At 37.6% G+C, this 23,061-nt stretch carries 15 protein-coding genes and 1 riboswitch; all 15 genes read right to left on the bottom strand.

Translation table 11 applies throughout. The features are described from left to right. Window positions 1-434: 434 nt before the first annotated feature. Entirely contained in the window at window positions 435-10,247 is a 9,813-nt protein-coding gene (locus H628_RS0105490; RefSeq protein WP_081662457.1) for a mucin-binding protein, read from the bottom strand. 115 nt (window positions 10,248-10,362) lie between these two features. Then, window positions 10,363-11,610 carry a tetratricopeptide repeat protein gene (locus H628_RS0105485; RefSeq protein ID WP_027825548.1) on the bottom strand — a complete coding sequence of 416 codons (1,248 nt, stop codon included), beginning with the start codon at window positions 11,608-11,610 and terminating at the stop codon, window positions 10,363-10,365. Between the two features lie 71 nt (window positions 11,611-11,681). Beyond that, window positions 11,682-11,957, bottom strand: a complete 276-nt coding sequence (locus tag H628_RS0105480; protein ID WP_027825547.1) for an HU family DNA-binding protein — start codon at window positions 11,955-11,957, stop codon at window positions 11,682-11,684. A gap of 203 nt (window positions 11,958-12,160) precedes the next feature. After that, window positions 12,161-13,471 carry a ribosome biogenesis GTPase Der gene (gene der / locus H628_RS0105475; RefSeq protein WP_027825546.1) on the bottom strand — a complete coding sequence of 437 codons (1,311 nt, stop codon included), beginning with the start codon at window positions 13,469-13,471 and terminating at the stop codon, window positions 12,161-12,163. 60 nt (window positions 13,472-13,531) lie between these two features. Further along, window positions 13,532-14,740: a 30S ribosomal protein S1 gene (rpsA, locus tag H628_RS0105470; protein WP_027825545.1), complete on the bottom strand. Its 1,209-nt coding sequence runs from the start codon at window positions 14,738-14,740 to the stop codon at window positions 13,532-13,534. Between the two features lie 94 nt (window positions 14,741-14,834). Continuing rightward, entirely contained in the window at window positions 14,835-15,500 is a 666-nt protein-coding gene (gene cmk, locus H628_RS0105465; RefSeq protein ID WP_027825544.1) for a (d)CMP kinase, read from the bottom strand. Window positions 15,501-15,546: 46 nt separating this feature from the next. After that, window positions 15,547-16,089: a LysM peptidoglycan-binding domain-containing protein gene (locus tag H628_RS0105460; protein WP_027825543.1), complete on the bottom strand. Its 543-nt coding sequence runs from the start codon at window positions 16,087-16,089 to the stop codon at window positions 15,547-15,549. 108 nt (window positions 16,090-16,197) lie between these two features. Then, window positions 16,198-16,770, bottom strand: coding sequence for an ECF transporter S component (locus H628_RS0105455; protein ID WP_027825542.1), 573 nt, complete (start codon window positions 16,768-16,770; stop codon window positions 16,198-16,200). 81 nt (window positions 16,771-16,851) lie between these two features. Then, window positions 16,852-16,964: riboswitch (FMN riboswitch) on the bottom strand. A gap of 29 nt (window positions 16,965-16,993) precedes the next feature. After that, window positions 16,994-17,707, bottom strand: coding sequence for a pseudouridine synthase (locus H628_RS0105450; protein WP_027825541.1), 714 nt, complete (start codon window positions 17,705-17,707; stop codon window positions 16,994-16,996). Beyond that, entirely contained in the window at window positions 17,707-18,315 is a 609-nt protein-coding gene (gene scpB / locus H628_RS0105445) for an SMC-Scp complex subunit ScpB (RefSeq protein WP_027825540.1), read from the bottom strand. The genes H628_RS0105450 and scpB overlap by 1 nt, the downstream gene beginning before the upstream one ends. 1 nt (window position 18,316) lies before the next feature. Further along, window positions 18,317-19,042 carry a segregation and condensation protein A gene (locus H628_RS0105440; protein WP_027825539.1) on the bottom strand — a complete coding sequence of 242 codons (726 nt, stop codon included), beginning with the start codon at window positions 19,040-19,042 and terminating at the stop codon, window positions 18,317-18,319. Continuing rightward, window positions 19,042-19,389 carry a hypothetical protein gene (locus H628_RS0105435; RefSeq protein ID WP_027825538.1) on the bottom strand — a complete coding sequence of 116 codons (348 nt, stop codon included), beginning with the start codon at window positions 19,387-19,389 and terminating at the stop codon, window positions 19,042-19,044. The genes H628_RS0105440 and H628_RS0105435 overlap by 1 nt, the downstream gene beginning before the upstream one ends. Before the next feature lies 1 nt (window position 19,390). Continuing rightward, a complete protein-coding gene (xerD, locus tag H628_RS0105430; RefSeq protein WP_027825537.1) occupies window positions 19,391-20,296 on the bottom strand; it encodes a site-specific tyrosine recombinase XerD in 906 nt (301 codons plus the stop codon). Continuing rightward, a complete protein-coding gene (locus tag H628_RS0105425) occupies window positions 20,280-21,158 on the bottom strand; it encodes a CvfB family protein (RefSeq protein WP_027825536.1) in 879 nt (292 codons plus the stop codon). Before H628_RS0105425 ends, xerD begins: the two co-directional genes overlap by 17 nt. Window positions 21,159-21,276: 118 nt before the next feature. Beyond that, window positions 21,277-23,046, bottom strand: a complete 1,770-nt coding sequence (gene pyk, locus H628_RS0105420) for a pyruvate kinase (RefSeq protein WP_027825535.1) — start codon at window positions 23,044-23,046, stop codon at window positions 21,277-21,279. Between the last annotated feature and the right edge of the window lie 15 nt (window positions 23,047-23,061).

Here is a 23,061-nt window from a genome sequence, read left to right as displayed (position 1 = left end):
ATTTAAACCTCCTAAGATCAAAACCTATATAAGGATAATGATATCCATACAATATTATTGTAATACTTTTAATATGAATATGTTTAATAAAAACTATAAATAACAAAATATATTCAAAAAAATTTTTTTAATTTTATGGGCAAATTACTAATTCAAGAAAATGTTATTTTATTCATAATTGCACAAAAAAATATGTAACATTTTCTGACCATCCAAAAGTGTTGAGATAACAAGGTTTAATATTTTAACTTGTATTCTTTTTTATCTAATCGCGCTTGCTTTTTCGAACATTTTATGAATTTTCGAGTTTTATTAAATAACACCTTCTAAAAAATTATCTAATTTAATCATCCAAATATTTTTTTATTTTTTTGAAAAATATCCAAGAAAAAAAGGCTCGAATTTCTTCGAGTCTTTTTCATTTGAATATTTAATTAGTCATCCTTACGCTTCTTAGCACCAAACATTAACAAGCCAGCTAATGCTAAACCAGCTAGCCCTAAACCGGTAAGTGCTTCGGCCTTATTACCTGTTTGAGGTAATTTATCTTGGTTAGCTAACTTTCTACTTCCGCTATTTGCGTTAGTCTTCTTAGTAACCTTTACGTCTGACTTACCAGAGTTGTTAGGAACAACTTGTTTGTTATTTGTCTGATGTTTATTTGACTTGTCCTTATCAGTTGGCTTATTTGGCTTAACTGGGTTAACCGGCTTAACTGGGTTAACTGGACTAGCATTCTTAGTGTAAGTGATGGTAATAGTTTCATCCTTGTCATCAACAGCTGGAGTCTTTTCATCAACCTTACTTTGGCTAGGTGTGTAGCCAGGAATAGTTGGTGTGGTGAAACTACTCCACTTATCAGTTGTTGACCAGTTAGTTGTAGTTGATTGACCAGTTACATTATCAGTAGTTACTGTTCTGGTATAAGTTACAGTTTGTTTTGTTTCTGTAGTCTTGCCATCTGGAGTAACAACCTTAATGGTTCTAGTGACAGTCTTACTTTCAGTTGAAGATGAGTAAGTGTGATCCACGCTAATGTTAATTACTTGAGGGTGATCGTCAGTCTTTGAGTCCTTGTTTTGACTGTGGTCAAAAGTAGATGGAATATCAATCTTGTCTGGGACTGAGTAACCCTTCTTTTTCAAGTAATCCTTAATCTTTTCAACACCGTCAGTAACATCTTTACCAGTCTTGCTATCACTTGTGCCGTCGAAAGTAGTTGGTACATCAACAGTAACTTCCTTACCAGTAGTCTTGTCAGTTACAACTACCTTGATAGTTTGAACGTTGCCAGTGTATGTTACGTCAACAGTTGAATCATTGTCAGAAGCTTTTGGTGTTACCTTTTCAACTGTAGTTTGACTTGGAGTGTAGCCGTCAACAGCCGGTACAGTGTATTCTGGGTAATCTGGGTTAGTTGAAGTCCAGTCGGTAGTCTTAACAACCTTGCCAGTTACTTCATCAACAGTCACAGTTCTAGTGAAAGTTACTGTTTGTTTAGTAGTTTCAGTAGTGCCGTCTGGCTTGTGAACGTTGATTGTTCTAGTAACTGTCTTAGTAGTTTCAACACCATCTGGGTATGTCTTATCTGGGTTATCAGGTAACTTGTCACCAGGTTTGGCAGGCTTGTCTGGTGTTACATCCACAGTCTTGTGTTGAAGTGGAATTGGCAACTTATAAGTACCATCTGAAGTCTTTTCTAGACTAGCCGGATCAGTTGGAATTGTCTTGCCAGGAATAAGTTCATAACCCTTTGGAATCATGGTCTTAATCTTGTCAGTATCAATTACAACCTTACCATCAACAACCTTAACTGGAATCTTACCGCTGATGATTGGCTTTTCACTAGAATCTCCACCATCGTAGAAGAAGAAGTTAAAGCTTGGATCACCATCTGGGTTCAAGGTGTAAGTGATAGTTACAGTAGTATCTGTACCAGTTACTGGAACTTCTTGACTAGATACCTTTTCTTGAGACGGAGTGAAGAAAGTCTTCTTACTTGCAGTGTATTCTGGCCAAGTGTTGTCAGTTGTAGCCCAGTCAGTGTAAATTACCTTGCCGTTTACTTCATCAACTGTTGCAGTTCTAGTGTACTTAACAGTTTGAGTTGCTACAGTCTTATGTTCACCAGTTAATGGATCAACCTCGACAATTGTTCTAGTGATTGTCTTGTTAAGGTCTGTTTCAGATACACCTGATGGATACTTCTTGTCAGGGTTGTCTGGTAAGGTGTCGTTGGTAGTCTTAGGACTGTCTGGAGTTACTGTTGTAGTCTTGTGCTTCAAGTGAACAGTCGTACTTGGTGTTTGACTACCATCATTATTGAACTTAATTTCAGTTGGTACGGTGTTACCTGGAACTAATTCATAACCATCTGGAATCTTTTGTTCATCATCTGAAAGTGGTGTAGTTCCACCAGTTGTACCGTTAACTGTAACTGTCTTAACAGTCTTACCACCATCATTATCATCAACGAAGACAACAGTAGTATTGGTTGGGTTTGCACTGTAAGTAATAGTTACGGTTTGGTCTGAATCATCAACTGATGGTGTTGATTCGTCAACCTTGTCTTGACTTGGTGTGTAACCAGGCTTGTTAGTTGGAGTGTATGCATCCCACTTATCAGTTGTAGCCCAGTCAGTGTAAATTACCTTGCCAGTTACTTCGTCAACTGTTGCAGTTCTAGTGTAGTGTACTGGTTGAGTGGCAACTGTCTTCTTTTCACCAGTTACAGGATCTACTTCGACAATAGTTCTAGTGATTGTCTTGTTAAGGTCAGTTTCAGTTACGCCTGATGGGTACTTAGTATCAGGGTTATCTGGCAAGTTATCAGTAGTTGTCTTTGGCTTGTCAGGTGTTACATCCACAGTCTTGTGCTTTACAGTGATTGAGATATTTTGTGGAGTTTGATCACTATCTTTACCAGTGTTATCAGTATCATCAAAGTTCTTTGGTGTTTCTGATTGCTTAGTTACTTCATAACCGTGCTGAGTTAAGTAAGTAGTGATGTTAGTTACACCATCAGTTACATCAGTACCAACCTCACTGTTAGTAGTTCCGTTAAAGATTGTTGGAATATCAGTTGGAATTACAACAGGATTTCCATCTTGATCAGTTACAGTAACAGTAATAGTTTGCTTTTCAGGAACGAAGTATACATCAACGGTTCCACCTTCAACTGGAGTGGTCTTACCATCAGTTGTAATGCTTGCGTCGGCCTTAGCAACAGTACCATTACCAGCTTGAGCCTTGTCTTCAGTAGTGTTGTAAGCAACCTTGCTAGTGTAACCAGATGGAGTTGTGTAGTTGTATGCTTCAAATTCTGAAGGCTTGCTATCACTAGTATCAACAGTCCAATCGCTGTAGTTAGTTACTTCACCTGTTACTTCATCAACTGTTGCAGTTCTAGTGAACTTAACTTGTTGAGGTTCAGTAGTTACAGAGCCATCAGTGTTGTGAACGTTGATTGTTCTAGTAACTGTCTTAGTTAAAACTTCAGTAGTTGGATAATTCTTCTTTGGATTATCTGGCAAAGTCTTAGTGGTATCAGTATCTGGTGTAACTGTTGTTGTCTTGTGCTTGAGGTAAACAACTGTATCTGGAGTTGTTTCATTTCCACCAGCAAAAGTAATAGTAGGTGGAACAGTATTGCCAGGAACTAATTCGTAACCATCAGGAATAGTGGTCTTAGTTCCATCAACATTAACAGTTTCTGAAGTATGACCATCTACTGGAACAGTCTTAACCACTTCATTGTTATTGTCTTGATCCTTGAAGACAATGTTAGTGGTCTTAGGATTTGCAGTGTAAGTTACCTTAGTATCTTCACCTGGGTTAGTGATTTCACTACCAGGAACAGTAGTCTTACTTGCTGTGTAACCTGGAACTGTCGGTGTAGTTGTATCACCAGCCTTTGTTGGATCATCACTGTTGTTGCTATAAGTTGGAGTATCTGCTCCTGGGATTGGGTTACCCTTTTCGTCAACTGGAATGATCTTACCAAGCTTTTTGTAAACTACGTTTACATTTACATTGTCGGAATCAAAACTTACAGTTGAATCACTAGTTGCTCCTTCTTGAACTGTTGCTGCAAAGTAACCTGCCTTTGAAGGTAAGCTTTGTGAACCTAAAGTAGTAGTACCATTTTCAAGAGTCTTGCCATCGACTGAGTAAGTTGAAGTGCCAGTTGCATCATCAGTGTCCTTATGAATAGTTACTGATTGAGTGTAGTTATCTGCAACACTATCACCTTCATCAGTCTTGTAAGTAATGGTCTTAGTGATAGTCTTGTCAGTTGCTGTGTGGTTATGACCAACAGTGATGTTAATTACTTGAGGGTTATTGTCAGAATCTGCACTTTCATTTTGACTGTGGTCAAAACTAGTTGGAGTTTCACCTTGATTAGTGATTGTGTAACCAAGCTTCTTCAAAGTATTAACAACATTTTGGACACCATCAGTAACATCTGTACCGACCTTTTCGTCACTCTTGCCGTTAAAGCTAGTTGGAACATCGACAGTAATTGTCTTGCCAGTAGTTGAATCAGTTACAACCACCTTAATAGTTTGAGTATTTGGTGTGTAAGTTACCGGTGTATTGTCACCAGGGTTAGTGATATCACTACTTGGAACAGTTGTCTTACTTGCGGTGTAACCCGGTACTGTTGGTGTGGTAGTATCACCAGGCTTAGTTGGATCATCACTGTTGTTGTAAGTTGGAGTGTCTGCTCCTGGGATTGGGTTGCCACTTTCGTCAACTGGGATAATCTTACCAAGCTTTTTGTAAACTACGTTTACATTCACATTGTCGGAATCAAAACTTACAGTTGAGTCACTAGTTGCGCCTTCTGGAACATTTGCAGCGTAGTAGCCATCTTTGGAAGGCAAGCTTTGTGAACCTAAAGTAGTTTGACCATTTTCAAGAGTCTTACCATCGACAGTGTAAGTTGGCTTGCCAGTTACGTCATCAGTGTCCTTATGAATAGTTACTGATTGAGTGTAATCTGGTGCAACACTATCACCTTCATCTGTCTTGTAAGTGATGGTCTTAGTGATTTTCTTGTCAGCTGTAGTGTGATGGTGCTTCAAGTGAACGGTAATAACAGTATTATCGTCAGCAGTCATAGTGTGACTATCAACTTTACCAGATACGTAATCGTAGCCTTCTGGAATAGTGTAAGTTGGAGTTACTGTTTCACCAGTCTTACCAGGTACTGATTGGTCAGTGCCTACTTGCGCGCCCTTGTTGTCATCATCAACGTACTTGATAGTGATAGTTTGAGGATTTGCAGTATAAGTTACCTTAGTATCTTCACCCGGGTTAGTGATTTCACTACCAGGAACAGTAGTCTTACTTGCTGTGTAACCTGGAACTGTCGGTGTAGTTGTATCACCAGCCTTTGTTGGATCATCACTGTTGTTGCTATAAGTTGGAGTATCTGCTCCTGGGATTGGGTTACCCTTTTCGTCAACTGGAATGATCTTACCAAGCTTTTTGTAAACTACGTTTACATTTACATTGTCGGAATCAAAACTTACAGTTGAATCACTAGTTGCTCCTTCTGGAACTGTTGAAGCGTAGTAACCAGGTTTTGAAGGCAAGCTTTGTGAACCTAAAGTAGTTTTACCATTTTCAAGAGTCTTGCCATCAACAGTGTAAGTTGAATTACCAGTTACATCATCAGTGTCCTTATGAATAGTTACTGATTGAGTGTAGTTATCTGCAACACTATCACCTTCATCAGTCTTGTAAGTAATGGTCTTAGTGATAGTCTTGTCAGTTGCTGTGTGGTTATGACCAACTTCGATAGTAATTGTTTGCGGGTTAGCATCAGTCTCTGAAGTGCCATTTGGAGTACTGTCAAAGGTAGTAGGAATTGTGATAGTTTCAGGAACTGTGTAGCCCTTAGACTTCAAGTATTCCTTAACCTTGTCAACATTAGTAGTTACGTTAGATGGAACATCACTATTAGAGTCACCAGTAAATGTGGTAGTTGCAACGTCAGTTGGAATTGACACATTAACCTTTTCACCAGTTGAACTGTCAGTAACAACAATGGTGATTTGTTGCTTATCTGGAGCGTAAGTATAAACAACGTCATCGTTAGTAGTGGTGAAAGTTCCAGTGGCATTTGATGGAGTATTAGTTAAGTGGTAACCGTCAATAGTCTTCGCACTGGTAGTGTAAGTGGTACCGTAGTCACCGCTCTTACTGTCTGATAATGCTATTTCCTTGCCGTTTGCATCTACGTACTTAACATTTACTGTTTCAGTATCTGGTGCGTAAATGTAAACAACATCATCATTCTTTGTGCTGTAAGTGCCAGTAGCATTAGCTGGAGTTGTCTTTAAAGTATAACCTTTAACTGGCTTTGCACTGGTGGTGTAGTTAGTTCCGTAATCACCAGTTAAGGTATCTGAGTCAGCTAATGTCTTACCATCAGCAGTTTCATATCTAACATTTACACTTTCCTTATTTGGTGTAAAAGTGACATCAACAGTTTCATCAGTTGGCACTTTGTTAACCAAAGCTGATTCACTCTTAACTGCAGTAACACCATCTTCAGTTGACTTCAAGTTGGTGTAGGTAACGTGACTTGTGTAACCTGCTGGTGTATCAAAGCTTTGTTCACTATATTGACCATTGTTGTCATCAAAGCTTGAGTAGTCACTGTAGCCAGTAATCTTACCAGTTACGGCATCAATGTGGGCAGTTCTCTTGAACTTAACATCTTGCTTAATGGTATTAACAATAGTCTTGCCATCTTTATCGTAGATATTAATCGTACGAGTAACAGTCTTAGTTAAGTCCTGGTTAGTAACACCATCAGGATAGTTCTTTTCTGAATTTGGAATCTTGTCAGTTGAAGATTTACCATCGTTTGGTGTTACATCAACTGTATTGTGTTCTAATTTGTAAACTACAGTATCACCATCGAAGTAGTACTTAACTTGACTACCCCAAGCTGCACTGCCATCTGGATTATTAGTCGAATCAGATTGCCAAGTTTTACCACCGTTATCCAAGATAGTGTTATTAGTATCACTTAATGGAACAAACTTGTAGCCCTTAGCAATTAAAGCATTGATAGTAGCTTGGTCTTCACTACTGAAACCAGAAATTGCACTTGGGAAATCGCTATAACTCATAGTTGATGAATTATCTTGGTATTGCTTAGTGTAGTTCAAGTTTACAGTATGAGTTTGACCATCAGCATCAGTATATTTAAGTGCAGTCTTGATAGTTGAAGTGCCTGAAATAGTAATTGCAGGAGCAAATGAATCTGCGCCCTTTTGAACAACAGATGGTACATCATCATTTCCGTGATAACTTTCAAATTCAAGGTATGCGGTCTTACCTGCATCAGCAGCTAAGTTAGAATCAATACCAGTAACTTTATACAAACCACTGTTACTATTAGCACTAATCTTAGGAATCTTGATTGCAAAAGCTTTAATTGTTGACCAATCAGTCACTTGATCAGCTGTTAGCCAATTACTTGTATCTGGCTGAGTAGAAGTTCCCAAAGTAACTGCAGTAGTACTGTAGAGAATAGTTTCACCATTGTTGTTACTACTAATAGGACCAGTTAACTTAAAGTTGACTTCGGTTGGCAAGTTGACATAAAGGTTGACATCTGTTGCTGTTGCAGATTGGGCATCCTTAGTACCATTGACTACTTCAACTTCGTAATTTAATTCAGTACTTCCCTTATCATCAGAAGTACCAGTACTTGAATAGTTAGTATCCTTATTTCCTTTAGCAAGACCAGCAGGATAAATTTCACTAGCTAAGTTAATTGTCCAAGTTTGCTTACCAATTTGGTAAGTATTGTCAACATTACCTTCAGTAAAGGCACTATTGAAGCCTTGGATAGTAGATACAGCTGGATTACTTGTTGAATTCATCCCTGTGCTGGTAGTCATATATGCAACAATTGGATAAGTACCACTAGTTACAGTAGGTAAGATTGAAAGGTAAGCCCAGTTAGTGGTCTGAGTAGTATCGTACTTAAAGTTAGTTCCAGTATAGTCAAATTTAATGACTTGCTGGTTTCCTACCCAAAAAGTAGAGAATTTTGGATTACCCTGAACATTCTTAAGAGTCCCATTAAATATGGTCCCTTCTGGCAAGACATAATAAATAATAGGGTTTTTGGCATAGTTAACAGTCTTGGAAGCACCAGAATTATAAGTTGCTACAAAACCAGCATTTGATGAAGCTTTTTGGTTATTCTGATATAAATAGAAGTTGTTACTTGTAGTTAAACCAGATTGATCAATTAAAACGTTAGTAGCAGCACTTGTATTAAAAACTTGGGCATTATCTTTATTCTTGATTTCTGGACTAGTAACAGTAATAGATGAAACTAACTTATCTCCTGCCTTAGTTACTGTTCCGTTTTTATATTTTGTGCTCACAGTACCATAAGCGACAAACTGAAGCTTATTAGTATCATAATATGATGCCTGAGCATTTGCACCTGCAGGAACATAATTAGGATTAAAGACAATTTGACTGATATATTTGCCATTTTCAGCTGTAACTGTACCACCTGCGTCTACACTACCAGTTGAAGTAGTGCCATCAGTGTAGGTTGCGGTATAAGTGTAGCTAGTTAAGCCTTCTAAATCAGCTGACTTAGCTGGAGTTGCAATTGACGTAGTCAAAAGGCCATCAGCCATCTTAATAGTAAATTCAGCTTTACTTAAGGCAATGGCAGTATTATTGGTAAAGCCAAAGCTAGCGATTCTTCCTGGATCACCATCAATTAACAATTCCCCAGAAGTTGAATTAGAAGCTGCTGAAGAGCCAAAGTCACCATATACACTTGTATTCTTAGCACCACGAATAGTTTCTGTCCATGCTGGTAAGCTTGAAGTAAGTAAAGTACCATTAGCATCAACTTTTTGAGTAATAGTAATATCTCCTGATGCCTTGATGGTAGTATCTTCTTCAGGTTGATCCACATTATAGTAACCTACAATGGCATATCCATCCGGATTTGTACTTTGGAAATGTTGATTACCTGCACCCTTTGGTACTGTAATTGTAATCACATTACCACTTTGAGTGATAGTTGTGCCATCAGCAAAGTTATTCTTATCATTAGTAGCAGTTTGATCTAAGACAAATCCCTCTGGAACTGGAATTGTAATGGTTGCCCCATAGTTAACGGCTGAATTAATTAACGTAGATTGAGCAGTAGTACTATCTTGAAGCCCGTTAACTTCACCAACTTTTAAGTAGTAAGTGTAATTTGTCTTTGGCAAAACTGATGGTACTCCAGTAGAAGTAGGCTTACGAGAAAATGATGGATGCATTTGTGGACTAATGATGGATTGGTAGTTAATAGTCTTTGATCCAATTTGAACCCCATTTTTATCCACAATTGTCAATGAAGCTTGTAACTCTTTAGTACCAACATCAGTAATTGGATTTATTGCTTTGTTACCATTCAATGGTTGTCCAGTAAAGTTACTTAATGGTGACAAATTAATTCGTTGCGTAAATTGTGCTCCATCTTGAGTGATTTTATCAGTAATTATATAGTAGCCGGAATCACTGCTATCATCAAAAGTGGTGGTACCGGTACCATTTAAGGATTCAAAGTCGTCAGTACCTATTTTGTAAGCACTACTTTTTGGAATCTTGATTGTAATTACATCTCCGGCTTTAGCAGTAAGATTTAAGCTTAAAGTAATACCCTTGCTTGTTCCATCATTACCAATGGTAGTTTTATCAGCTGTAAAAGCCGCATCATTTGATTCTAATGCATTAGTATTTGCAACCTTGCTATCAGCTAAAGTTGAAGCTGAATTAGTAGTGTTTTTTGAGCTTGATACGTCTAAAGTAGATGTAGTTGCACTTGCATTTGACTTTTCAGTAGTCTTTTCGTTTGCGCTTTGAGTGGCACTATCTGTACTTACCTTTTCAGCACTATCTGAATTAGTTGCTACTTGTGAACTTGTAGTAGCCACTGCCTTATCACTTGAACTCACTTCGGTAGATGATGCGTTTGTATCTTGGGTATCAGAAGTAGTTGAACTACCTGAGCCACTTTGTTCTGTTGAAGATTCAGAAGTAGTATCTGCTTTTACCATATGACCACTATTAACTCCCAAATATAGTGATGTTGATAATAAAACAGAAGCTGCTCCTATACTTAATTTTCTAATACTAAAATGTTGAACACGATTAGCTTCTTGATCTAACCGGTGTTTCAAATTATTTTTAGAAACTCTCATTTAAGTTAACTATCCTTTCAATCTAAGTAAAACGTTAAGCATACGCTAGTAACTGTAGTATTATAACACAAAAAAATAACTCCACATATAGGAATTACATCTATATTATGTGGAGTTATAGTTGCTCTCGCAATTCTACCATTTCTTCATCTGTTGGATTAATAGCGAGATATTTGTCTAATAAATCCTTGAGGACATCATTTTCTCCCTGAGCAATAAAGAGATAAATCATATCTTTCAAAAAGTCAGGGTTAGTTTGGAAGTTAGGGTAAGCCAATAAGAATTCTTGACGTGACTTGTCATAGTCTTCTAAGCGATAAAGTGAGACTGCAATATTCCATCTTGCTTGTGGTTCAAGATTTTCATCGTCAGTATCCGCAAACAAGTCCAAGTTTTCCTGATCTTTTTTGAGGTAAAGGTAAAGGTTAGATAACTGAATACGTAAATCATTGTTATCTGGAGCGTATTTCAAGCCCTTAACGAGCATTTCTTCAGCTAAGTCATACTTACCTAGCTTGCTGGCAACGCGACCCAAAAGTGCATATAAGGTTTCATCATATTCATTATAAGTCAATCCTTTTTGTGCAGTTTCAAGTGCTAATTCATCGTCACCATTTTCTTCGTATGCTTGGGCTAATAATGGATAAGCATTGACATAATCTGGTGCCTGTTCAAGTACGCCTTGCAAGTATTCAATTGCTTTTTTGAATTTGCCAGTACTTAATAACACAAGTCCTGCTTGATAGCGGGCATCAATATCGATTAAGCTATCTCCTTTAGCAAGAATCATGTCACTAGCTTCTTCATAACGTCCAAGTTTAGCTAAGCAGGCAATAATTCTTTCATTTAAGTTAACTTCGCCAAAATAATCTTGTCGCTTAATCAAGTCTTGGTAATGTGCTAAGGCAAGTTCATTTTTACCAGCTGAGTATGCTAATTCAGCTAGGCCAAAGATAATTGCGTCTTCATCTGGTGCTAATTCGTGGGCAGCCTTTAATTTAGCTTCCGCAGTCTCAATTAAGCCCATTGATTGGTAGTAATCAGCTTGTACCAATAAGCTATCTAGGTAAGCATCGCTATCAGGACTAATATCATAGAGCAAGCTTAAGGCATCGTCTTCACTACCATCATTTAATAAGATTTCAGCCAAGTAAACCTTAAACAAATCTTCTTCGGGATATTTAGCAATTAAGGCGCGATAGACATCCTTACTGTAGTCAGTAAAGCCCATATCAGTTAAGTTATCAGCAAGTGAAGCTAAAATTTCAGGCTCATCCTGATCTAATGCTTGTTTTAATAAAATATTTGTTTGTGAAAAATCATGATTTTCTATTGCATCAAGTAATTTTTCTGAATAAGACATCTGCTCTCCTCTTAATTTCTTGAGTTATAAAAAAAGCCCAGGTACAGAACCTGGAACTTCTTTTAGTAAGATTACTTAACAGCATCCTTAAGAGCCTTACCTGGCTTAAATGCTGGAACCTTGCTTGCAGGGATTTCGATTTCAACACCAGTTTGTGGGTTACGACCCTTACGAGCTGCACGGTTACGTACTTCGAAAGTACCAAAGCCGATTAATTGAACCTTTTCACCCTTAGCAAGTTCTTCTTGGATTGATGCGAAAACTGCGTCAACAGTTGCTGCAACATCCTTCTTAGTAAGCTTAGTCTTTGAAGCAACTTCTGCTACTAATTCTGCTTTGTTTGCCATAATTTTCACCTCCTAAGCTTAAACTCAAAAGAGTTCAGACTTAATTCCTCAAAAAAAGAAATTAGAAAGAATGATTTACTACTAATCATTGTTCCTGAAATTAAAAATAGCACAAAAACCTTATCATAACAAGGTTTTTTATAAAAATTGTCAAAATATGTCTACTTGCTAGATACAAATAGAAACCACAAAAAACTAACTTGTTATTTTCGCTTTCTAGGCAGAATCTTGATTGGCGTTCCAGTGAAATTGAAGTTATCACGTAGTTGGTTAATCAAGAAACGTTTATATGAAAAGTGCATCAATTCTGGATCATTGACAAAGACCACAAAAGTAGGTGGTGTGGTTGCCACTTGTGTCATGTAGTATACCCGTAGCCGTTTTCCCTTAATTAATGGAGCTGGAACTAATTTTGAAGCTTCTAAAAGCATATCATTCAAGACACTAGATTGAATTCTTTGGCTTTGATTGTAGTTAACTTCTTTGATTAATTTTGGCAATTGATTCAAGTTCTGATGCGTTTTAGCAGAAACAAAAATTACCGGTGCATAATCAAGGTATTGGAATTCATTTCTAATAACAGCAGTAAAGTCCTTAGCTGAATTAGAGTCCTTTTTAGGCAAATCCCACTTGTTAACAACAATAATGACACCCTTACCTTCATCATGGGCATAACCAGCAACGTGCTTATCTTGCTCACGAATTCCAGTACTTGCATCAAGAACTAGTAAAACGACATCACTTCGCTGAATAGCGCTCAAAGCCCGCAAAACAGAGTATTTTTCAGTCTTTTCATACACCTTACCCCGGCGTCTAATTCCGGCAGTATCAATCATCTTAAAGTGGGTACCATCTTCTGTAGAAAATGGCGTATCAATGGCATCCCTAGTAGTACCTTCTTCATTAGCAACAATTACCCGGTTTTCACCAAGTAAGGCGTTAATAATTGAAGACTTACCAACATTAGGACGACCAATTACACTAAAAGCAATCTCATCGCTATCTTTGTTATCACTTTCTGGGGGGAAGTTTTCGACAACAGCATCTAACAAATCACCAATCCCAGTACCATGAGATGAAGAAATTGGAATTGGATCTCCCAAGCCTAAACTATAAAATTCATAAATATCAGCTCTTTGTTCCGGATTATCTGCCTTATTAACTGCTAATAAAACTGGTTTGTCAGCACGATAAAGCATTTGGGCAATCCGCTCATCCAAATCAGTTAAATGCAAAGCCACGCTAGTAACCATAACAATAACGTCACTTTCTTCCATAGCAATATCAGCTTGTGCCCGGATTTCGTCTTCGATTCGGCCACCTTCCCATGTGATACCACCAGTGTCAATCACGTTAAAGTCGTGTCCTAACCAACTTGCTTTAGCATAATTTCGGTCACGCGTCACACCTGGACGGTCTTCAACAATAGCTAGCCTTTGATTAATAATACGGTTAAATAAAGTTGACTTTCCAACATTAGGTTGTCCGACAATCGCAACAGTTGGTAAAACCATCTAATCACCCTTTCTAAATCTGGATATAAAAAAAACCGACATAGTCGGCTTTTTTCATCATTATTGACGGTCTTTCAATTGGTCACCAATGATGTCGCCAAGAGCAAAACCATTATCGTTGTTGTCGCTCATGTACTTCTTAGCTGCTGAGTCGTTGCGTGAAGCATTACGACGTGGACGACTTTCTTCGCCTTCAGCTGCTGGGTTGGCTTGCTTGATTGAAAGAGAAATTCTTCTTTCGTCGTTGTTAATGTTCAATACCTTAACCTTAACCTTGTCGCCAACCTTTAATACATCGCTAGGCTTTTCAACACGCTTGTTTGAAATTTCTGAAACGTGAACCAAACCTTGGATTCCGTCAGCAACTTCAACAAAAGCACCGAATGAAGTTAATGACTTAACTTCACCTTCAACAACATCACCTTCAGCTAATTCACTAGTAGCTTGTTCAAATGGTGATGGTTCAGTTTGCTTGATTGAAAGGGAGATGCGGTGTCTATCATCATCGATACCGATGACCTTAACCTTAACATCTTGACCAGCCTTCAATACATCGCTTGGCTTGTCAATATGCTTGTATGAAATTTCTGAAATGTGAACTAAACCGTCAACACCACCAACATCAACAAAGGCACCAAAGTTAGTCAAACGAGAAACCTTACCTTCAACGATGTCACCAGCAACAAGTTGTGAAGCAACAGTTTCGAATGCTTCTTCACGTTCTTCTTCGATTAATTCCTTGTGTGAAAGGATTAAGCGGTTCTTGTTAGGATCAATTTCAGTGATCTTAACCTTAATGCTCTTACCAATGTAAGGCTTAAGATCTGAAACAAAGTGGTTAGAAATAAGTGAAGCTGGTAAGAAACCTCTAGTACCAACATCAACGATTAAACCACCACGAACTGCATTAGTTACAGTACCTTCGATAGCATTGCCTGCTTCAAAGTCTTTTTGTAACTTGTCGAATGCTTCTCTTTCCTTAAGGCGAGTTACGGAGAAGAAGAATTCACCGTTTTCCTTATCGCCACCGGCTCTTCTCAATACTAAAGCCTTGAAAGTATCACCTGGTTTAACCAAGTCGTGGAGATCTGCGTTACGATCATTAGTAAATTCACGACGAGTGATTACACCTTCAACACCTGCATTTTGAACACCAACTGCAATTTGGCCGTCTTCAACACTTAAAACTTCAACGTCTACAATGTTTCCAACTTCAACGCCTTGCATTTCTTTTAAAGCATCTAAAAATTGATTACTGTTATCTGACATAAATACCTCCCAATATCATGTATAATTTTAAATGAAACCATGATATTTTTCCACCTTTTCGGCTCTTTTTTTCAAAATTTATCTAAAAAGTTTTCTATTTGGCTCTTTTTTCTAATATTTTAGCCATAATAGCTGCCGTAACTTCTTCAATTGTCATATTGGTAGTATCCAATTCAATCGCATCGGCAGCCTTTTTAAGTGGTGAAATCTTCCGGTGCGAATCCTTATAGTCACGGACTTCAATATCATGCTCAATTTTAGCTAAATCTTCATGAATGCCCTTTTCAGCATAATCAAGTAACCGTCTTTGCGCCCTTGAATGGGCACTAGCAACTAAGAAAATCTTAACTTCTGCATTTGGCAAGACAGTTGTACCGATATCACGTCCATCCATAATAACATCAGTCTTACCCGCCATATGACGTTGCAGACTAACCATTTTTTCACGTACACCAGGCAAGGCACTAACTTGTGAGACGTTAGCAGTAATTTCCGGTGTTCTAATTGCTAAAGATACATCTTTATCAGCCACAAAAACTTTTTGAGCACCATCAACTGACTTCAATTCAATTGGATTTTGATCAATTGCGGTTAAAATTTTGCTTTCATCCCCATAATCAATACCATTTTCTTTAGCAATTAAGGTACAAGCTCGATACATTGCACCAGTATCAATATAAATAAAGTTAAGTTTATTAGCGACTATTTTCGCTACGGTACTTTTTCCAGCTGAGGCTGGTCCATCAATTGCAACTTGCATATTATCACAACAAAAAAGAGACTCAGGTCTCTATTTTCCTTTCCAATTATTTTAACTTCAAGACTTGTCCAGCTTGAATTGAATCTGAAGAAGTCAAATTATTCAACTCTTGTAATTGGGAAACTGTCATATTATGTGAATTTGCAATTTCTGAGAGAGTATCACCAGATTTAACAGTATAACTTGAGCTTGACTTCGTAGATGCTGAACTAGTAGTGGCATTATTTGTGGTGTTATTAGTAGTGTTAGTAGTATTAGTCTTGCTACTTTGACTAACATTATTTACTTGACTAGATTGACTAACTTGAGTCTTTTTACTACTTGTGCTGGCTTTTTTAACTGATTTTGAACTACTACTTGAACTTGACTCAGTAGATGAAGTTACTTTTTCTGGAGTGGCTAAAGAAGCATCCTGTTTACTTTGATTATTTAAAAATAAGTAGACAGGTACACAAGCAATTAAAACCACAATCAAAATAATTGCTAATTTATGATAATTAAAACTAATGAGACTAGGCTTCTTACCTGCTCTTGGTGCGTTTGGGCGTTTAAAATGTTCGTATGGCCCTTTAGGTTCTGAATTCTTCATAGAGTCCCCTTCCAATTGCTTTCGTCTACTCATTTTATCATAAGCTAGAAATTTTAAAAGACGAAAAAAGAGCCTTCTTAAAAAGAAAGCTCTTAAAATCTTGAAATATCAAAATCTCTTTGAAACAAAATTTTCTAATTGTGGTAAGACCAACTTAATCACAACTACTGCTAAAATTCCGTTAATGATTCCCTTTAAGATGTTAAATGGAACTACTCCATAGAGAATATAAGTTGGTGGGAAGTTAAAGTTAGCAAACTTAGCATACATTGGCATTAAAAGTGCAACATTTGCGATTGACATAATTACAGTTAATGAAATAGTTGCCACTACCACTGCCAAAACTTGGGTTAAAAACTTTTCAGGATCTTTTTTAGTAATAAAGTAAATTGGCAAAACATAAAATACACTGGCAACAAAAGCCGCAATTTGACCAACTAAGGAAATAATGTTGAAGCCACTCATGGCTAAACTGATAAAAACCTTGATGAAAGCCATAGCAACACCAGCAATCGGTCCAAATAAGACAGTCCCAATTAACAAAACAGCATCTGAAAAGTCCATCTTTAAAAATGGAAATGCTGGAATTAATGGAAATTCAAACTTCATAACGATAAACGCAATTACCGCAATCATCACTGATGCCAGTGTCTTACCTAAACTACTTCTTGCATGTGTCATAAAAATTCCTCCAAATAAAAAGGTCTGCGCCCCAAGCGGCAGACCTAATAGAGAAATATCTGAATGTAGTATCTTTACTAAATCTGTCTTCTTTCATCTAGACTATAACTATCGGTACCTTTAGGTTCAGCCACATAAGTGGGTTGCTGACTCAAACAGCCGGTCGGGATTTTCACCCTGCCTTGAAGACGTTTTCCTTATTAATAATTTCAAATTTAATATACTACATACTTTTTAATTTTGCAACTTCTTCACGCGTTAATTCGCGATACTGTCCAGATGTAAGGGATTGCAAGGTTAAGAAGGCATAACGTTCACGAGATAACTTATCAACTAGGTGTCCAACAGCCTTGAACATGCGCTTTACTTGGTGGTAATGCCCTTCATGGATGGTTAATTGCACAATTGAAGTATTCTTTTCACGGTTAGTGCTAATAATCTTAACCTTCGCAGGAGCTGACTTACGACCATCAATTCTTACTCCATGCTTTAAACTATGAATTTCTTCTGGTGTCAGCATCCCTTTAATTTTGGCAACGTATACCTTATCAACCATATGTCGTGGGTGCATCAACTTATTAGCCAGCTCTCCATCATTAGTAATTAAGATTAATCCACTAGTATCGTAGTCCAGCCGACCAACTGGGTAAAGTCGGTAAGGCAATTCTTCAAAAAAGTCGACAACGGTCTTTCTGCCCTTGTCATCTTTCACACTGGAAATAACGCCCCGTGGTTTATAAAGCAAGTAAGTGTGCTTTCTTTCTTTTTGAATTGGCACACCATCAACTTCGATACTAGTTCCGCGTTCAACCTTGGTCCCTAATTCAGTGACTAAACGGCCATTAACACTAACGTGGCCAGCTGTAATTAAGCCCTCGGCCTTTCTTCTTGAAGCAATCCCTGCTTCTGCGATTAACTTTTGTAAGCGTTCTGCCATTACTGCTCCTCCTTAGAAATCATTTCTTGATATTGGTCTTCACTACCGCGACTTTCAAACAGATCAACTTGACCATTTTGATCAATATTATCAGCTTCAAAGTCTTCAATCACTGGTAAATCTGCCAAACTGGTATAACCAAAATATTGCAAGAAGTAATCAGTTGTTACATATAAATTAGGATGTCCCGCAACATCTTTTTTACCCTTACTTTCAACTAGGCCGCGCCAAATTAAGGTTTGCAAGGCTCCTGATGAATTTACTCCGCGTATATCGTCAATTTCAACCCTCGTAATTGGCTGCTTATAAGCAATAATTGCCAAAATCTCAAGTGCCGATTGACTTAGACTCTTACTAATATCTTTTTGAAAATAACGTTCCACTGTCTTAGCTACACGGTAAGAAGTTGTTAACTTATAGCAATCCTTCAAAAAAGTCAATTGCAAGCCACTATCTTCGTCTTCTGCTAACTTAGCAGTTAATTTTTTAGCTAATTCTCTGAGGGCTGCCGGTTCAATTTCAAGCATTTGACACAAATCTTGGGATAAAATCCCATTGTCTCCTGCAACGTATAACAGTCCTTGTAATTCGGCAAGTTTAGTTGCCAACTTAATCAACTCTTTCTAACTCTAAATCGCCAAAACTACGTCCTTGGCGCACCTTTAATTTTTTATTTTTAGCTAGCTCTAAGACTGCCAAAAACAAAGAAATCACATCATCTAAGAGCTTGATTTCTTTCATACATTCAAAAAAGCTTACCTGCTTTTGGGCAGTAAATTTATTTTCTAAAAAGCTTGTCATTTCTTTAACCGTTGAATATTTGACGTTAACTGTTGCTGCTTGTGGTCGACGCAACTTAAAACGCCTAATAAGCAAAGAAAAAGTATTGGCAAGTTCAGTTGCACTAATTTCGCCATAAGGCAAGGGGGAGACCTTTTTATCATTAGCAACGCTCGGCTCTTTTGCTAGTGTAATCGGTACTTGGTCATTACGCTCTTTGAAATAAGCCGAGACTTTTTTAAAGACTGAGTATTGCACTAACTGATCAACCAGCTCTTGCCGTGGGTCTTCTGCTACTTCTTCGACTGGAACAAAATCATTTTTAGGAAGTAAGTACTGTGACTTAATTCTGAGCAAGGTTGAGGCCATGACGAAATATTCACCAGCAAGTTTCAAATTTAACTCTTTCATTTTTTGCAAGTAATCCAGATATTGCTGCGTAATTTGGGCAATCGGAATATCATAAATATCAATTTTTTGTGAACGAATTAAGTGTAATAACAAGTCTAATGGGCCTTCAAAGTTAGGCAACTCAACTTTTAAGTTTTCAGTCACTAGTTCTCATCCTTTTTAAATAAATAATTGTATTTAGGTAGAGCCGTCAGCTTTTTATCTGGGTATTCTTCTTGCAGATTTTGTAAAACTTGCTCTTGCGTTTTTTGTGATCTAAAACCTGGTGCCAGTGACAAATAGCGAATCATAATGAAATCAGGTAAAACTTGAATCCCAACAACTCCAATAAAATCAGAACTATTTTCTCGATAAAGATAGAGTTTAAACTCACAATCTTCATCATAAAGCCGCATTTCTTCTTTTAAGTTATCTAGATTTTTTAAATCGGGCAAAAATGATAACAAGCCCATTGCAATTTTTTCGTAATCTTTTTTATATGTAACTAACATCTTAAACCCGTGGATGACTCTTCTTATATACGTCAAAAATATGTTTTTGTGATAAATTGGTATAAATTTGCGTTGTAGAAATATCGCTATGGCCTAACAGTTCTTGCACTACTCGTAAGTCAGCTCCGTTTTCAAGTAAATGCGTCGCAAAAGTATGACGTAAAGTGTGCGGGGTAATATCTTTATCAATTTTAGCCTTTCGAGCATAAATTTTTATCATTTGCCAAACTGCTTGTCTAGTCATAGGCTTAGCTCGAGCATTTAAAAACAAGGCTTCACTATTTTGACCAGCTTTTAATATTTGTGGATTGCGAACCGAACTCTGATATTGCTTAATCCATTTTAAAGCATAACTAGTAATTGGAACTAAGCGCTCTTTGTTCCCCTTACCCAAAACGCGGATAATTTGTAAATCTTCATGTAAGTCACTTTCTTTTAGCTTGATTAACTCGCTAACTCTCATTCCAGTTGCATATAATGTTTCAAGCATTGCACGGTCCCGCACTCCTAATGGCTTATCAGTATCAGGCATTTGTAACAAGGTAGTTACTTCTGCTTGACTTAAAGCAATTGGCAGATGTTTTTCTTTTTTTGGTGGGTCAATTTGAACCATCGGATCTTTTTCAAGCAAATCATGACGCACCAAATATTGATAAAACTTTCGTAAACTTGAAATCATACGACTGAGTGAGCTAGCCTTTTTGCCTAAATCACGTTGCTGTGCTAAAAATGAATCAATTATCACTGCATCTGTTGGCCAGGTGCTAATCTTTTCGTGATCAAGATAGTCGCAAAATTGTTTTAAGTCGATGCGATATGAACTGATTGAATTTTGACTAAGTCCTTTTTCAAGTTCACAAAAACGCAGATAGTCCGCTAATTGATCTAAATTATTCTGCTTCATCATTTTCAACCAAGGAGATGGTTCCAGCATCTTTATCTTCAATAATCAATTTTTGCTTTAACAAACGACCTAGAGCTCGCTTAAAAGCAGACTTAGAAATGCCAAAGTGATTCTTGATATCGATTGCATCACTTTTATCGTAAAATGGCAAAGTCTTGCTGGCTTCACGTCTTAATGAGACTAAAATCATTTGACTATCATCATCAATTTCTTCAAAAGCCCTTGGTGTGACACTTAAATTTAAGTGGCCATACTTACTTTGCCCGATAACTCTGGCCTTAACTTGCTCACCCAAGCGTAGTGGGGTCATCATCTCAGAATGGTGAATAAAACCTAAATAAAAGTCGCTAGTAATGACAAAGGCTCCCACTTGGCGGACAGCATAAACTGTCGCAAAGACGTTTTGGTTTTTCATTCCTGCTGGGAAAGTTGAAGCTAGCTGTACAAAAACATTTTCGTCAGCCATCTTAGCCCAAATCCGTTCCTTGTGATCAGTTTCTAATTGTACTAATAAACGGTCACCAATCTTAGGCCATAAATTCTTATCAAGCGGTAAATCATCAAGTGAAATTACAACATCTTTATCAGGTAAGCCAATATCAACAAAGACCCCTAAATCACGCCGAACTTCGGTAACCTTGCTCCAACCAAATTGATCTGGCATGGCAAAAGGATAAAACTGGGTCATTTCTTTTTTGTGGTGTTGATTTTCGTAAATAAAGCCCTGTACTTGCTCTCCCAGCTTAGGGAAAGTATCTTGGGTAACTTCAAGTTTCTTTAATTCATAAGTTACACCATCAATTTGAACAAAATAAGCTTCATCATTCATATCAATTACTTTTCCACGTTGAACTGTTCCTAGCATCAAAGGCCTCCTTCCATAAATGTCTATCTCCTATAGTATAAGGAATTTTAAGCAAAAATAAAAGTGGCCTGTCTAAACAGACCACTTTTATAGTGCTAAAAGATTTTAAATTTTAATCTTATAAGTTAGCAGCTTCGCCTTGGTATACAGCACCACGACGTGCATCTACAGTAATAGTAGTGTTGTCAGCAATCTTGTCAGTTGCGTCAGTAGCACCAACAACAACTGGAATACCTAATGAAAGACCAACAACTGCAGCGTGTGAAGTTAAACCTGAAGCTTCAACAACTAAACCACTTGCCTTCTTGATTGCAGGTAAGTAATCCTTGTCAGTTACCTTAGCAACTAAGATGTCACCATCTTGAACTTTGTTGTTTGCTTCTTCAGCGCTGTTTGCAACAACAGCCTTACCGATAACTGATTGTGAACCTACACCAAGACCCTTAACAAGCTTTGAGCCGATAAGTTCAAGCTTCATCAAGTTAGTAGTACCTGATTCACCAACTGGAACACCAGCAACGATAATTACTAAGTCGCCATCCTTAACAAAGCCGTTTTCTTTAGCAAGCTTAGCTGCCTTTTCAAACATGTCATCAGTTGACTTAGGCTTTTCAGTTAAGAGTGGTTGTACACCCCAAACGATACCAAGTGAGTGTTGGATCTTTTCATCGAAAGTCAAAGCAACGATATCTGCGTTTGGACGGTACTTAGAAATCATTCTTGCAGTGTAACCTGATTGGGTTGCAGTAATGATAGTCTTAACACCTAATTCTTCAGCAGTTCTTACAACTGATTCACCAATAGCTTCAGTTACGTTTGAGCCTTGGTATTCTTCAAATCTTTGAAGTGCTAAAGTGTTACGTTCAGCAATTTGCTTTTCAGTACGTACGTCAATGTCGTGCATTGCTTGTACAGATTGTACTGGGTATAAACCGTTTGCTGATTCACCTGAAAGCATAGTTGCGTCAGTACCATCTAAAACAGCGTTAGCAACGTCAGTTACTTCGGCACGAGTTGGACGTGGGTTTTCTTGCATTGAGTCAAGCATTTGAGTAGCAGTAATAACTGGCTTACCTAATGCGTTTGCCTTCTTGATCAAAGTCTTTTGTACGAATGGTACGTTCATGAATGGGATTTCAACACCCATGTCACCACGAGCAACCATTAAACCGTCAGAAACTTGAAGGATTGAGTCAATGTTGTCGATACCTTCTTGTGATTCAATCTTAGGGAAGATCTTAACGTGGTCTTGACCAGCGTTTTCACATAATTGACGAATGTCTAATACGTCTTGTGCCTTACGTACAAATGAAGCAGAAATGAAGTTAATACCGTGTTGTAAACCGAAGTTAATGTCGTCAGTATCCTTTTCAGTAATACCTGGAAGACGAATTTCAACACCTGGTGCGTTAACACCCTTCTTAGAACCAATTAAACCAGTGTTTTGAGCCTTGGTTACTAATTCCTTGTTAGCTTCATCTTTTTCAGTAATTAATAAGTCAACCTTACCATCATCAATTAATACGTGACCACCAACGTGAGTATCATCGTAAAGACCTGGGTAAGTTACGTAAATCTTGTCCTTGTTACCCTTCTTGGTAGCATCCATAGAAATACGCATAGTTTCACCAGTGTGAATAGTGAACTTGCCTTCTTCTTGTTCAGTAGTTCTGATTTCAGCACCCTTAGTGTCAAGCATAATACCAACTAACTTGCCGGTCTTCTTTTCAGCTTCTCTAACTAACTTCATACGTGAAAGGTGTTCTTCGTGATCACCGTGTGAGAAGTTAAAACGGAAAACGTTCGCACCAGCTTCAATTAACTTAATGATAGTTTCCAAATCGTTTGAAGCAGGACCTAAAGTACTAACAATCTTAGTTTTCTTCATTTAAAAAACTCTCCT

Origin of the sequence: Lactobacillus psittaci DSM 15354 (assembly GCF_000425905.1) — a bacterium.
GTDB classification, from domain to species: domain Bacteria; phylum Bacillota; class Bacilli; order Lactobacillales; family Lactobacillaceae; genus Lactobacillus; species Lactobacillus psittaci.
Note: the sequence above shows the minus strand (reverse complement) of the source record. Positions and strands in the feature narration are given on the sequence as shown.

Excerpts from the sequence above, each read along its gene's own strand:
- H628_RS0105490 (WP_081662457.1), bottom strand. The coding sequence starts at position 10,247 with ATGAGAGTTTCTAAAAATAATTTGAAACACCGGTTAGATCAAGAAGCT.
- H628_RS0105485 (WP_027825548.1), bottom strand. The coding sequence starts at position 11,610 with ATGTCTTATTCAGAAAAATTACTTGATGCAATAGAAAATCATGATTTT.
- H628_RS0105480 (WP_027825547.1), bottom strand. The coding sequence starts at position 11,957 with ATGGCAAACAAAGCAGAATTAGTAGCAGAAGTTGCTTCAAAGACTAAG.
- der (WP_027825546.1), bottom strand. The coding sequence starts at position 13,471 with ATGGTTTTACCAACTGTTGCGATTGTCGGACAACCTAATGTTGGAAAG.
- rpsA (WP_027825545.1), bottom strand. The coding sequence starts at position 14,740 with ATGTCAGATAACAGTAATCAATTTTTAGATGCTTTAAAAGAAATGCAA.
- cmk (WP_027825544.1), bottom strand. The coding sequence starts at position 15,500 with ATGCAAGTTGCAATTGATGGACCAGCCTCAGCTGGAAAAAGTACCGTA.
- H628_RS0105460 (WP_027825543.1), bottom strand. The coding sequence starts at position 16,089 with ATGAAGAATTCAGAACCTAAAGGGCCATACGAACATTTTAAACGCCCA.
- H628_RS0105455 (WP_027825542.1), bottom strand. The coding sequence starts at position 16,770 with ATGACACATGCAAGAAGTAGTTTAGGTAAGACACTGGCATCAGTGATG.
- H628_RS0105450 (WP_027825541.1), bottom strand. The coding sequence starts at position 17,707 with ATGGCAGAACGCTTACAAAAGTTAATCGCAGAAGCAGGGATTGCTTCA.
- H628_RS0105435 (WP_027825538.1), bottom strand. The coding sequence starts at position 19,389 with ATGTTAGTTACATATAAAAAAGATTACGAAAAAATTGCAATGGGCTTG.
- xerD (WP_027825537.1), bottom strand. The coding sequence starts at position 20,296 with ATGATGAAGCAGAATAATTTAGATCAATTAGCGGACTATCTGCGTTTT.
- H628_RS0105425 (WP_027825536.1), bottom strand. The coding sequence starts at position 21,158 with ATGCTAGGAACAGTTCAACGTGGAAAAGTAATTGATATGAATGATGAA.
- pyk (WP_027825535.1), bottom strand. The coding sequence starts at position 23,046 with ATGAAGAAAACTAAGATTGTTAGTACTTTAGGTCCTGCTTCAAACGAT.